Below are 13,153 nucleotides of genomic sequence, written 5' to 3'. Positions count from 1 at the left end.
GTGTTGCAGGCCGCGGTGCAGGGCTTCGAAGTCCGGGGTCACTCGGGTTCGGGCGCCGGCGACGGTGAGGCCGCCGGTCACGCGTACGCGCTGGCCGGTGCGGGCAATGGCCAGGCCCAGCGTCGGGTCGATCCAGCCAGCCTTGGGGCCCAGGTCGGGATGGGCTTCGAGCAGCCGCAGCGGTGCCGTGACCGAGGCTTCGTGCTGCGCCGCCAGGGGCAGGCGTTGGCCCGACAACGTGGCGGCGTCCAGGCCGTTGCACAACACCACAGCGTCGAAGCGTTCGTCCTGAGCGCCGGGCAGCTGCGGCAGGGTGTCTCCGGCGTCGCGCTCGGTGCCGCGGATCGGCGCCTCCAGCGGCGGTGTGTACTCGTGGCGCAGCATCAGGCCGGTGCCGTCGGCGGCGATGGCGATGGCGCGCACGGTGGTGTGGAAGCGAAACCCTGCGCCCAGGCGCTGGGCTTGCAGGCGCAGTTGCTGGGCGAAGAGGCGCGGATTGCCGGCACCGCCGCGGGCGAAGGCCAGCGCCGCGGCCAGCGGGGCGTCAGCGTTCAGGCCGGGTTCGCGCAGCCGAGCCTCGCCCGCCTCGATGAGCTCGACCTGCAGGCCCAGGGCCTTCCAACCCTCCAGTCGGGCCTGGGCGGTTGCGACGCGCTTGGCGTCAGTCAGCGCGACGAGAAGGCCATCGGTCGCTTCATCGTCCAAGCCCAGTGCGCGGCGCAGGTCAACGGCACGGGCCAGACCCAACTGGCTCAGCGCAACAAGTTGGCCTGCTGCGTCACCCGTGCTGCGCCCCGCGCGCCAACGACGAAGTCGAAAGGCCAGAGGTGCCGGTGACGTGGTGTCTGCCAAGTTGGGTGTAAAGGGCGAGAGCAGGGCGTTGCTGGCGAAGCTGGCCTGCTCGGCGACGCTGCCGCCGCGCTCGAAGACCTGCACCTGGAGCCCCAAGGCGGCCAGTTCGTAGGCCGTCGTCACACCGGCCAGGCCGGCACCAACCACCGCGACGCGGCGGGTCAAGCGCACACCCGGAGGGACGCCCTGACGGGCAAGCTTGCGGCCGCTGCAAAGCGGCGTCGGCTGGGAAAGGCCATGGGTTTGTGTATACTCTGCGGGTTTTGCCGGGGGTGCTGCGCTGTTTTAGGCGTTGCAAGACTCGGCAGAACGGTTGTGAGGGTGTTGTGGCTGAACTTCTCGGTCGCCACCGTCGCAACAAATCGCAAACCGGCCACTCAAAGGTGTTGTAGTTTGCGGCCTGGATTTCGCTTGAGAAACAAGCGTTTCCAGATGCTGCAACGCAATTCGGGCCGGATTTTAGACACAACCTTCGGAGTAAGACCCATGTCTGTCACGATGCGCGAGATGCTGGAAGCCGGCGTCCATTTCGGCCACCAAACCCGCTTCTGGAATCCCAAGATGGCCCCGTATATCTACGGCCATCGCAACAAGATTCACATCATCAACCTCGAGAAGACGCTGCCTGCGTTCAACGACGCGATGAAGTTCGTCCGCTCGCTGGCTGCCAAGCGCGGCACCATCCTGATGGTCGGCACCAAGCGCCAGGCCCGTGAAGTCGTCGCCCTGGAAGCCCAGCGCGCCGGCATGCCCTACGTCGACTCGCGTTGGCTCGGCGGCATGATGACCAACTTCAAGACGGTCAAGACCTCGCTGAAGAACCTGAAGGACATGCAGGCCCAGATTGACGCCGGCACCCAGCCCGCGATCAAGAAGGAAGCGCTGATGTTCCAGCGCGACATCGCCAAGCTCGAGAAGAACATCGGCGGCATCCAGGACATGACCGCACTGCCCGATGCCATCTTCGTCATCGACGTCGGCTATCACAAGATTGCCGTTGCCGAAGCCAAGAAGCTCGGCATTCCCGTCATCGGCGTGGTGGACACCAACCACTCGCCCATCGGCATCGACTACGTCATCCCCGGCAACGACGACTCGGCCAAGGCTGTGGCGCTGTACGCCCGCGCCGTTGCTGACGCCGTGCTCGAAGGCAAGGCCAACGCCACGAACGAAGTGCTGGCTGCGGTTGCTCCCGCCGGCGACGAGTTCGTCGAGGTCTCCGAAGAGGCTTAAAGCCCTTCCGCCCTGCATTTGAAAGGGGCCGCGAGGCCCCTTTTGCCAACCGAAATCTGGAGAAGAGAAATGGCTGCTATCACCGCAAGCATGGTGGGCGAACTGCGTGCCCGCACCGACGCCCCGATGATGGAGTGCAAGAAGGCGCTGACTGAAGCCGAAGGCGAYCTGGCCCGCGCTGAAGAGATCCTGCGCGTCAAGCTCGGCAACAAGGCCGGCAAGGCTGCCTCGCGCATCACCGCCGAAGGCATCGTCGCCTCGGCCGTGGTCGGCGGCAATGGTGCCCTGATCGAAGTCAACTGCGAGACCGACTTTGTCTCGAAGAACGACGCTTTCCTGGCCTTCGTGAACGCGCTGGCCGGCCTGGTTGCTGAAGCCAACCCGGCTGATGTGGCTGCGCTGTCGGCGCTGCCGCTGTCCCAGGAAGGTTTCGGCCCGACGGTGGAAGACGTGCGCAAGGGCCTGATCGGCAAGATCGGCGAGAACATGTCGATCCGCCGTTTCCGGCGCTACAGCGGCACCAAGCTGGCGTCCTACCTGCACGGCACCCGCATCGGCGTGATGGTCGAGTTCGAGGGTGACGACGTCGCCGCCAAGGACGTTGCCATGCACGTGGCCGCCATGAAGCCGGCAGCGCTGTCCAGCGCCGAAGTCTCGGCCGACCTGGTCGATAAGGAGCGCCGCATTGCCACGGAGAAGGCTGCCGAATCCGGCAAGCCGGCCGACATCGTCGCCAAGATGGTCGAAGGCTCGGTGCAGAAGTTCCTGAAGGAAGTCAGCCTGCTGGACCAGGTCTTTGTGAAGGCTGCCGACGGCAAGCAGACCGTGGCGGCCTACCTGAAGTCGGCCAACACCACGGTCAAGGGCTTCACGCTCTACGTCGTTGGCGAAGGCATCGAGAAGAAGGTCGACGACTTCGCGGCCGAAGTGGCTGCCCAGGTGGCAGCTGCTAAGGGTCAGTAAAGACGCTTGCGAAATCGTACGAAATGAAGGGGCGCCAAGTTGGCGCCCTTTAAACTTGCGGCCCACCATAGGCCCCCCAAACCTGAGGACACCATGCCCGCGTACAAGCGCATTCTGCTCAAACTCTCCGGCGAAGCCCTGATGGGCGACGACGCCTATGGCATTAATCGCGCGACCATCGTTCGCATGGTGCAAGAGATCCGCGAAGTGACGCAGATGGGCATCGAGGTGGCCGTCGTCATCGGCGGCGGCAACATCTTCCGCGGCGTGGCTGGCGGCTCGGTCGGCATGGACCGCGCCACCGCCGACTACATGGGCATGCTCGCCACGGTCATGAACTCGCTGGCCCTGGCCGACACGATGCGCCAGGAGGGCATGACTGCCCGCGTGATGTCGGCCATCGCCATTGAGCAGGTCGTCGAGCCCTATGTGCGCCCGAAGGCGCTGCAATACCTCGAAGAGGGCAAGATCGTCGTCTTCGCTGCCGGTACCGGCAACCCCTTCTTCACAACCGACACGGCTGCGGCGCTGCGTGGCGCCGAAATCGGCGCCGAGATCGTGCTGAAGGCCACCAAGGTCGACGGCGTCTACTCGGCCGACCCGAAGAAGGACCCGACCGCCACGCGCTATGCGCGCATCAGCTTCGACGAGGTCATCACGCGCAATCTGCAGGTCATGGACGGCGCCGCCTTTGCGCTGTGCCGCGACCAGAAGCTGCCGATCAAGGTTTTCAGCATCTTCAAGCCCGGCGCACTGCGTCGCGTGGTGCAGGGCGAGGACGAAGGCACGTTGGTGCACGTCTAAAACCTTAGTCAGTTGGGGGCAGAGCTGCTTGCTGACGCTCGGGCGGTCTGTCCCGCAAATTCATAGGTATCGATCATGAGCATTGCCGACATCAAGAAGAACGCCGAGGCCAAGATGGCCAAGTCGGTCGAATCCCTGAAGAACGACCTGCACAAGATCCGCACTGGCCGTGCCCACCCCGGCATCCTCGACCAGGTCAGCGTCGACTACTACGGCGCCATGGTGCCGATCTCGCAGGTGGCCAACGTGACGTTGCTGGACGCGCGCACCATTTCCGTCCAGCCCTGGGAAAAGGGCATGGGCGCCAAGATCGAGAAGGCCATCCGCGAGAGCGATCTGGGCCTGAACCCGGCGTCCCAGGGCGACCTGATCCGCGTGCCGATGCCGCCGCTGACCGAAGAGCGCCGCCGTGACCTGACCAAGGTCGTGCGCAACGCCGGCGAGGACGCCAAGGTGGCTGTTCGCAACCTGCGCCGTGACGCCAACGAGYATGCCAAGAAGATGCTCAAGGACAAGGAAATCGGCGAGGACGACGAGCGTCGCAGCCTCGATGAAGTGCAAAAGCTCACCGACCGGGTGATCTCGGAGATCGACAAGCTGATCTCGGGCAAGGAAGCCGAGATCCTGGCGGTTTGAGCGCCGTGCTCATGGCGCAAGACCGCCCGGCGCCGCCGCGCCATGTGGCCATCGTCATGGATGGCAATGGCCGCTGGGCCAAGAAGCGCTTCCTGCCGCGCTTCTTCGGCCACAAGGCCGGCGTGGACAGCCTCGTCAAGGTCGTCCASGCCTGCATCGACCGCGATATCGAATACGTCACCGTCTTCGCCTTCTCCAGCGAGAACTGGAAGCGTCCGAGCGACGAGGTCTCGGGCCTGATGGGCCTGGTGCTGGCTGCGGTGAGCCGCTACCTGGCCAAGATGGGTGCGATGGGCGTGCGCATCCGCATCGTTGGCGACCGTGACGCCGTGTCTGACAAGCTGCGCAACGCCTGGAACGAGGCCGAGACCAGCACCCTGCACAACACCAAGCTGACGCTCAATGTCGCCTTCAACTACGGCGGCCGCTGGGACATCGTGCAGGCCTGCAAGGCTGCGATCAAGGCGGGTGTGAAGCCTGACGAGCTGACCGAAGCCAAGCTGTCGGAGTTCATGGCCATGAGCTATGCGCCCGACCCCGACCTCTTCATCCGCACCGGCGGTGAGGTGCGTATCAGCAACTTCCTGCTCTGGCAGGCGGCGTATACCGAATTCGTGTTCTCGGACTGCCTGTGGCCCGAGTTCGGCGAGCGTGAGCTGGACGCGGCCATTGCGGCCTTCCACGAACGCGATCGCCGCTTCGGCGGTGTCAAAGAGGTGGTATGAGCCCACCCCGTACCGGCTTCGCCGGCCCCCTCAAGGGGGCACTGCCAGTGGCCCAGCAAAGCCGGATCCACGGCAGTCGCCTCGGCAATGCCTTGAAGGAGGCGTAATGCTTAAGACCCGCGTCATCACCGCCGTCGTGCTGCTGGCCGTCCTGCTGCCGGTGCTCTTCCAGGCTTCGCCCTGGCCCTTTGCCTGGGTCACGGTCGTCATGATGGGCGCGGCCGGCTGGGAATGGACGCGGCTCAACGGCCTGCCCGGCACCGGTGCGATCGCGGGCGGTGTGGCGCTGGCGCTGGCCTGCGTATGGACGCTGCTGCTCGGTGGCCTGAACGCGCCGCCGGCCTGGATCTGGTCGCTGGCCAGCCTCCTGTGGGTGCTGGGCGGCGCCTATGCCTTGCGCGCCGGCCCGAGCGGCTGGCCGCGCATCGCGCGCGGCGCGCGGCTGGCCCTGGGCGCCGTGCTGCTGTGGGGTGCCTGGCTGGCCATCGTGCAGGCCAAGGTGCATGGCGTCAATTTCATCCTGTCGGTGTTCTGCCTCGTCTGGATGGCCGACATCGCCGCCTATTTCGGTGGCCGCACCTTCGGCAAGCGCAAGCTGGCGCCCAGCATCAGCCCGGGCAAGAGCTGGGAGGGCGTCTGGAGTGGCCTGGCCGGCGTCATCCTGCTCGGCTTCATCTGGGTGCATGTCATCGACGTGAAACTGGCCGTGGATTCGCCCAGTCTCTACACGCTGCTGGTCCAGCGCCATGGCTGGGTGTCGTTGCTGGCTCTGGTCTTCCTCGGCGCGATGAGTGTCGTCGGCGATCTGTTCGAATCCCTCGTCAAGCGCGCCACTGGCGCAAAGGACAGCAGCAACCTGCTGCCCGGTCACGGCGGCGTGCTGGATCGCATCGACGCGCTGCTGCCCGTGTTTCCCTTGGCGCTTGCCTTGATCAGCTTATGAACCGTCGCCAACGCGTCTGCGTCCTCGGCTCGACCGGCTCCATCGGCGTCAACACGCTGGATGTCCTCTCACGCCACCCAGAGCGCTATGAAGTCGTTGCGTTGAGCGCGATGAGCCGAGTTGACGAGTTGCTCGCCCAATGCCTGGTGTGGAAGCCGCGTTTCGCCGTCATGCCCGAGCGGGACGCTGCTGGCCGCCTGCGCGAGCGGCTGCGTGAAGCCGGCAGCCGTACCGAGGTGCTGGACGGCGCTCAGGCGCTGGCCGACATTGCCGCCCATCCCGAAGTTGATACCGTCATGGCTGCCATCGTCGGCGCCGCCGGCCTGGCACCGGCCATCGCCGCGGCGCGCGCCGGCAAGCGCCTGCTGCTGGCCAACAAGGAGGCCATCGTCGTCGGCGGGGCCCTCTTCATGCAGGCGGTGGAAGAGGGCGGAGCCACGCTGCTGCCCATCGACAGCGAGCACTCGGCCATCTTCCAGTGCCTGCCTGAGGGCCGCGCGGCCTGGCACGAACGCGTCGACCACATCGTGCTGACAGCCTCCGGTGGCCCCTTCCGCAGCCGCGACCCGAAGACGTTGGCCGATGTGACGCCGGCTCAGGCCTGCGCCCATCCCAACTGGGTCATGGGCCGCAAGATCTCGGTCGACTCGGCGACGATGATGAACAAGGCGCTGGAGGTCATCGAGGCGCGCTGGCTGTTCAACCTCACGCCCGAACAGATCAAAGTGCTGATTCACCCGCAGAGCATCATCCATTCGATGGTGGTCTGCCGTGACCAGTCGGTGCTGGCCCAGCTCGGCACGCCCGACATGCGCGTGCCCATCGCCTACGGCCTGTCCTTCCCCGAGCGCATCACGTCTGGTGCCAGCCGCCTGGACTTGCTGACGACGCCCAACCTCACCTTCGAGGAGGCCGACGCCGTGCGCTTCCCCGGCTTGCACCTGTCCTGGCAGGCCCTGCGCGCGCCGGAAGGCAGCACCACGGTGCTGAATGCGGCCAATGAAGTGGCGGTGGATGCCTTCCTGAACGGCCTTCTGCGCTTTGACCGGATCCACGCGATCAACTCGCAGTGTCTGGCCGACATCCAGCCGGGCGATTGCGCCAGCATCGAAGCGCTGCTGGCGCTGGACGCCCGCACCCGAGAGCATGCCAGGAGCCTGCTGTGACGATGACGTTGGGCATCCTGCTGGCGCTGGCGGTGCTGATCCCCATCCATGAATGGGGCCACTACCGCGTGGCCCGGGCGTGTGGGGTCAAGGTGCTGCGTTTCTCGATCGGTTTCGGCCCGGTGCTTTGGCGTCGTATCGGCCGCGGCGGCACCGAGTTCGCGCTCAGCGCCATCCCGCTGGGCGGGTATGTGCTGATGCTGGACGAGCGCAACGCGCCCGTAGCGCCGCACGAGCGCGAGCAGGCCTTCAATCAGCGCCCGCTGCGCCAGCGCGCCGCCATCATTGCGGCCGGGCCGTTGACCAACTGGCTGCTGGCGATCGTGCTGTTCGCCGTGGTGGCCTGGATGGGCATCGACCAGCCCAAGGCCTTGCTCGGTACCCCGACCAGCGGCTCCTTGGCGGAGCGAGCTGGTCTGCGTGCGGGTGACACCGTGCTGGCTGCCTCCGACACGGAAGGAGAGTGGCAGCCCGTCCGGTCACTGCCCGACCTGCAGGCGGCGATGCTGCGCGCCCAGGTGCTGGGCGAAAGCCTGCACCTGTCGGTCAGTGACGCCCATGGCCGTTCGCCGCGCAGCGTGCGCCTCGAGACCGAGCGCCTGGTGGGCCGCGCGCCGGATGCGCAGCTGATTGCGGACATCGGCCTGACGCCGTTTTCGCAGCCGGTGATCAGCCGCGTGGCTGACGGCGGCGCGGGAGCCGCGGACGGCCTGATGGCAGGCGATCGTGTGCTGACCATCGATGGCCGTGCCGTGCCCGACGCTGCCTTCCTGCGCGATGCCATCCGCCTGGCGCGCGATGGCGACACGCCGCGCACCATGCAATGGCGGATCGAGCGAGCCGGCCAGGTGCTGGAATTGGCAACGACGCCGCGCCTGGTGCAGGAGGCGGGCCAGCGCGTGGCGCGGCTGGGCATTGGCGTGGGGTCGTCGCTGGAGCGCGTGAGCATCAGCTACGGGTTGGTCGACGGCCTGTGGCAGGGCGTGACGCAGAGCTGGGACATGGCGGTCACCACCGTCCGGATGCTGGGCCGCATGCTGACCGGCCAGGCCTCGTTGAAGCTGCTCAGCGGGCCGCTCACCATGGCCGAGGCGATCGGCGATGCCGCCAAGGCCGGGCCCAGCTACTACCTGGAGCGGCTTGCGCAGATCTCGCTCGGCCTGGCGATATTGAACCTGCTGCCGCTGCCGATGCTCGACGGCGGGCACCTCATGTATCATCTTTTCGAGGGTTTGAGTGGCCGCCCCGTCTCCGAATGGTGGCAACGGCAACTGCAGCGCGCTGGCGCGCTGATCCTGATGCTGATGATGGCCTTGGCCCTTTCCAACGACGTCGCCCGCCTCGCGGGCTGGCACTGACACTCCCCGGTTCCCATGTCCTTTCCTTTCAGTTCGGGAGCGAAGCGTCGCCCCTTCCGCCTCGGCTTGCTGGCTTTGGCTGTCACGGGGATGTTCCAGTCGGGGCTAGCCTGGGCGGCAGATCCCTTCGTGCTGAAGGACATCCGCGTCGAAGGCCTGCAACGGACCGACCCGGGCACCGTGTTCGCGTCGCTGCCCTTTCGCATCGGCGACACCTACAACGATGAAAAAGGCGCTGCCGCGCTGCGAGCCTTGTTCGCCACGGGCCTGTTCAAGGACGTGCGCATCAGCATCGACGGCAATGCCGTCGTCGTCATCATCGACGAGCGGCCCATCATCGCCAACRTCAACTTCGTCGGCCTGAAGGAGTTCGACACCGAGGCGCTGACCAAGTCGCTGAAGGACGTCGGCATCGGCGAAGGCAAGCCCTTCGACAAGGCCTTGGCCGACCGTGCCGAGCAGGAACTCAAGCGCCAGTACCTCACGCGCAGCCTCTACGGTGCCGAGGTCACGACGACGATCACGCCCATCGAGCGCAACCGCGTCAACGTCAGCTTCAATGTGACGGAGGGCGAGCCGGCCAAGATCGCCGAGATCCGGATTCTGGGCTCCAAGGTGTTCTCCGAAAGCACGTTGATGGGCCTGCTCGAGCAGACCACTACCGGCTGGCTGACCTGGTACACCAAGACCGACCGCTATTCGCGGGCCAAGCTGAACGCGGACCTGGAAACCATCCGCAGCTATTACCTGAACCGCGGCTACCTGGAGTTCGCCGTCACCTCCACGCAGGTGACGATCTCGCCGGACAAGCAGAGCATCAGCATCGCCATCACGGTCAGCGAAGGCCAGCCCTACACCGTCACGGGCGTCAAGCTCGAGGGTGATTACCTGGGCCGCGAGGAGGACTTCAAGCACCTCGTCTTCCTCAAGCCCGGCCAGGCCTACCAGGGCGAAGCGGTGGCCAACACCACGCGCGCCTTCAGCGACCTGTTCGGCACCTATGGCTATGCCTTCGCCCGCGTCGACAGCCGCCCCGACATCAACCGCGAGACCGGCCAGGTCGTCGTCACCTTCGTCGCCGAGCCGCAGCGCCGCGTCTACGTGCGCAAGGTCATCATCTCCGGCAACTCGCGCACCCGTGACGAAGTCATCCGCCGCGAATTCCGCCAGTTCGAGGCGGCCTGGTACGACGGCCAGAAGATCAAGTCCTCGCGTGATCGCGTCGAGCGCCTGGGTTACTTCAAGGACAAGGAAGTCAGCATCGACACCCAGGAGGTGCCGGGCGCCCAGGATCAGGTCGACGTCATCCTGACCGTCGTCGAGCGCCCCACCGGCGCCATCACGGTCGGTGCGGGCTACTCCAGCCAGACCAAGCTGTCCTTCACCGGCTCCATCCGCCAGGACAACGTGTTCGGCTCGGGCAACTACCTCGGCATCGACTTGGCCACCGCCCGCACGGGCCGCCAGGTGCAGGTCAGCACGGTCGACCCCTACTTCACGGTCGACGGTGTGTCGCGCTCGCTCGATGTGTTCTATAGGACCACGCGCCCGATCAACACGCTGGGCGAGGAATACCAGTACGTCACCAAGGGCGGTGCCATCCGCTTTGGCGTGCCCTTCTCGGAAATCGACACCGTCTTCTTTGGCCTTGGCTACGAGCAGACCGACATCACGACGTCCAAGGGTCTGCCCAACAGCTATCTGCTGTTCGTCAACCAGTTCGGCCAGCGCAGCAATTCCATCCCATTCACCATCGGCTGGCAGCGTGACAGCCGCGACAGCGTCATCTCTCCGCTCAAGGGCAAGTACCAGCGCGTCAACGTCGAGACCAGCGCCATCGGCGACGCCCGGTTCGCGCGTATCAACCTGCAGTACCAGCAGTATTTCGAGGTCACGAACAAGATCACGCTGGGCATCAACAGCGAACTGGGTTGGGGCGTGGGCCTGGGCGGCAAGCCCTATCCCATCTTCAAGAACTTCTACGGCGGTGGCCTGGGCTCCGTGCGCGTCTTCGAGGCCGGCTCGCTGGGCCCTGTGGACCCGACCGGCTCCTACATCGGCGGCAACCGGCGCTTCAACACCAATGCCGAGCTCTACCTGCCGGTGCCCGGCAGCGGCAACGACAAGAGCTTCCGCATCTTCGGCTTCGCCGACCTCGGTGGTGTCTGGGGGCCGGACGCCAAGCTCAACTGGAACACGCTGACCAACGGCAAGGACAATGAGGGCCGCGACATGCTGCGCATGTCCGCCGGTATCGGCCTGTCCTGGATTTCGCCGATGGGCCCGCTGCGGCTGAGTTACGGCAAGCCCGTTCGCAAGGCGCGGACGGATAGAATCGAAAAATTCCAATTCCAGATCGGGACTGCATTCTGATGATGAGCAAGCTCTTGCAATCGATGGCCCTGGCCGCATCGATGATGGTGGCCACCACGGTGGTGCAAGCCCAGGAACTGAAGATCGGCTACGTCAACAGCGAGCGCGTGCTGCGCGAGGCCAACTTGGCCAAGGCAGCCCAGGTCAAGCTGGAGACTGAGTTTGGCAAGCGCGAGAAAGACCTGCGCGATCTGGAGACCAAGCTGCGCGGCGCTGCCGAGAAGCTGGAAAAGGACGCGCCCACGCTGTCCGAAGCTGAGCGCAACCGCCGCCAGCGCGACATCGTCGAGCAGGAGCGTGACTTGCAGCGCAAGCGCCGCGAGTGGCAGGAAGACCTGACCCAACGCAAGAACGAGGAGCTGTCGGCCGTGGTCGAACGCGCCAACAAGGTCATCAAGCAGATCTTCGATGCCGAGAAGTACGACCTCATCCTGCAGGACGCGATCCACTTCAGCGCGCGTGTCGACATCACCAAGAAGGTGATCGACGCGCTGAACGCGCAGAAGTAAGTCGCCAGTTCCATGAGCTCGACGACCGTCGCGCTCTCCGAGTTGATCGCCGCCTTGGGCGGCGATTTGCTTGGTGGGCCCGACATGCGCATCACGCGTATCGCGCCGCTTGACGAGGCTGACGACACGAGCATCAGCTTCCTCGCCAACCCGCGTTACCAGGCCCAGCTGGCCACCACGGCGGCCGCCTGCGTCATCGTTGCGCCGGCTTTTGCCGAGGTGGCGTCAGCGCGTGGCGCGGCCATCGTTACGCCCGATCCCTATCAGTACTTTGCGCGGCTGACGCAGTGGTGGGCAGCGCGCACGCGCCCGGCCCCGAAGGCCGGCGTGCACGCCAGCGCCGTGGTGTCACCCGATGCAAAGCTGGGGCAGGGCGTCGAGATCGGTCCGCTGGCCGTCATCGAGGCTGGTGCCGTCATCGGCGACCACGCCCGCATCGGCGCTCACTGCGTCGTCGAGCGCGAGGCGGTCGTGGGCGCGCACACACGGCTGGCGCCGCGCGTCGTGCTGGGCTACGGCTGCCGGATCGGCGTGCGTGGCTTGGTGCACAGCGGCGTGGTCATCGGCGCCGACGGTTTCGGCTTCGCGCCCAGCAAGAGCGGCTACGTGAAGATCGAGCAGCTCGGCAATGTCGCCATCGGCGATGACGTCGAGATCGGCGCCAACACCTGCATCGACCGCGGCGCGCTGGCCGACACCGTCATCGAAGACGGCGTCAAGCTCGACAACCTGATCCAGATCGCCCACAACGTGCACATCGGTCGCAACACGGCCATGGCCGGCTGTTCGGCCGTTGCCGGCTCGACAAAGATCGGTGCCAACTGCACCATCGGCGGTGCGGCCAACATCATCGGCCACCTGACCATCGTCGACGGCGTGCACATCTCCGCCGCCACCACCGTCACCCGCAGCATCACCGAGCCGGGCGTCTACAGCGGCCCCTATCCCTTCGAAGAGAATTCGAGCTGGCAGAAGAACGCGGCCACCTTGCGACAGCTCAGCACCCTGCGCGAGCGCGTGCGTGCGCTGGAGAAGAAATAAATGAACGAACCGACCCAGACCTCGACCCAGACTCAGGCCATCGTCCCGACGACGATGGACATCCACGAAATCCTCAAGCGCCTACCGCACCGCTACCCCATCCTGCTGGTGGACCGCGTCGTCGAGCTGATCAAGGGCGAGCGCATCCGCGCCATCAAGAACGTCTCGATCAACGAGCCCTTCTTCCTCGGGCACTTCCCGCACCGCCCGGTCATGCCGGGCGTGTTGGTGCTGGAAGCGCTGGCCCAGGCCGCGACGCTGCTGGCCATCGAGACCGTGGGCATCGTGCTGGACGAGAAGTCGGTCGTCTACTTCGCCGGTATCGACGGCGCCCGCTTCAAGCGCCCGGTGGAGCCAGGCGACCAACTGGTGCTGGAAGTGACGCTGGGCCGCGCCAAGGCCGGCATCTACAAGTTCAATGCCCGTGCACTGGTGGGCGAGCAGCTGGCCGCCGAGGCCGAGCTGATGTGCACGATGCGTCGTATCCAAGACTGATGAGCATCCACCCGACCGCCATCGTCGACCCGGCCGCCGAGTTGGACTCGTCGGT

The 13,153-nt window shown here is 65.9% G+C and carries 13 protein-coding genes; 12 read left to right on the top strand and 1 reads right to left on the bottom strand.

What is annotated here, in order from left to right:
- The coding region (locus tag ACXJKR_RS11475; protein ID WP_457322944.1) for an NAD(P)/FAD-dependent oxidoreductase at positions 1 to 1,017 on the bottom strand (1,017 nt) is incomplete at its 3' end.
- A gap of 321 nt (positions 1,018 to 1,338) precedes the next feature.
- On the opposite strand from ACXJKR_RS11475, the gene rpsB reads away from it, so the two are divergent.
- The 12 genes from rpsB to fabZ all read left to right on the top strand — a co-directional run bounded on the left by rpsB (position 1,339) and on the right by fabZ (position 13,098).
- Positions 1,339 to 2,085 (top strand): 30S ribosomal protein S2, encoded by a 747-nt coding sequence (gene rpsB, locus ACXJKR_RS11470; protein ID WP_056198145.1) that lies wholly within the window; start codon positions 1,339 to 1,341, stop codon positions 2,083 to 2,085.
- A 69-nt stretch (positions 2,086 to 2,154) separates the two neighbouring features.
- Complete coding sequence (tsf, locus tag ACXJKR_RS11465; protein ID WP_056198143.1) at positions 2,155 to 3,048, top strand: translation elongation factor Ts; 894 nt, start codon at positions 2,155 to 2,157, stop codon at positions 3,046 to 3,048.
- 93 nt (positions 3,049 to 3,141) lie between these two features.
- Entirely contained in the window at positions 3,142 to 3,852 is a 711-nt protein-coding gene (gene pyrH, locus ACXJKR_RS11460) for a UMP kinase (protein ID WP_056198141.1), read from the top strand.
- Positions 3,853 to 3,927: 75 nt separating this feature from the next.
- Entirely contained in the window at positions 3,928 to 4,488 is a 561-nt protein-coding gene (gene frr, locus ACXJKR_RS11455; protein WP_457322943.1) for a ribosome recycling factor, read from the top strand.
- An 11-nt stretch (positions 4,489 to 4,499) separates the two neighbouring features.
- Positions 4,500 to 5,213, top strand: coding sequence for a polyprenyl diphosphate synthase (gene uppS, locus ACXJKR_RS11450; RefSeq protein WP_457322946.1), 714 nt, complete (start codon positions 4,500 to 4,502; stop codon positions 5,211 to 5,213).
- A 106-nt stretch (positions 5,214 to 5,319) separates the two neighbouring features.
- Positions 5,320 to 6,156 carry a phosphatidate cytidylyltransferase gene (locus tag ACXJKR_RS11445; RefSeq protein WP_056198136.1) on the top strand — a complete coding sequence of 279 codons (837 nt, stop codon included), beginning with the start codon at positions 5,320 to 5,322 and terminating at the stop codon, positions 6,154 to 6,156.
- Complete coding sequence (ispC, locus tag ACXJKR_RS11440) at positions 6,153 to 7,322, top strand: 1-deoxy-D-xylulose-5-phosphate reductoisomerase (protein ID WP_457322942.1); 1,170 nt, start codon at positions 6,153 to 6,155, stop codon at positions 7,320 to 7,322. The genes ACXJKR_RS11445 and ispC overlap by 4 nt, the downstream gene beginning before the upstream one ends.
- Before the next feature lie 2 nt (positions 7,323 to 7,324).
- Positions 7,325 to 8,680: an RIP metalloprotease RseP gene (gene rseP / locus ACXJKR_RS11435; RefSeq protein WP_457322945.1), complete on the top strand. Its 1,356-nt coding sequence runs from the start codon at positions 7,325 to 7,327 to the stop codon at positions 8,678 to 8,680.
- Between the two features lie 15 nt (positions 8,681 to 8,695).
- On the top strand, positions 8,696 to 11,053 hold the full coding sequence (bamA, locus tag ACXJKR_RS11430; RefSeq protein WP_457322941.1) for an outer membrane protein assembly factor BamA: 2,358 nt from the start codon (positions 8,696 to 8,698) through the stop codon (positions 11,051 to 11,053).
- Positions 11,054 to 11,055: 2 nt separating this feature from the next.
- A complete protein-coding gene (locus ACXJKR_RS11425; RefSeq protein WP_394326333.1) occupies positions 11,056 to 11,562 on the top strand; it encodes an OmpH family outer membrane protein in 507 nt (168 codons plus the stop codon).
- A gap of 12 nt (positions 11,563 to 11,574) precedes the next feature.
- The gene (gene lpxD / locus ACXJKR_RS11420) at positions 11,575 to 12,603 is read left to right on the top strand and encodes a UDP-3-O-(3-hydroxymyristoyl)glucosamine N-acyltransferase (protein ID WP_457322940.1); all 1,029 of its coding nucleotides are present in this window, start codon (positions 11,575 to 11,577) and stop codon (positions 12,601 to 12,603) included.
- A complete protein-coding gene (fabZ, locus tag ACXJKR_RS11415; RefSeq protein WP_457322939.1) occupies positions 12,604 to 13,098 on the top strand; it encodes a 3-hydroxyacyl-ACP dehydratase FabZ in 495 nt (164 codons plus the stop codon).
- Positions 13,099 to 13,153 lie beyond the last annotated feature (55 nt).

The organism is Roseateles sp. P5_E11, from assembly GCF_054049355.1.
This window is presented reverse-complemented; position numbering and strand designations above follow the sequence as displayed.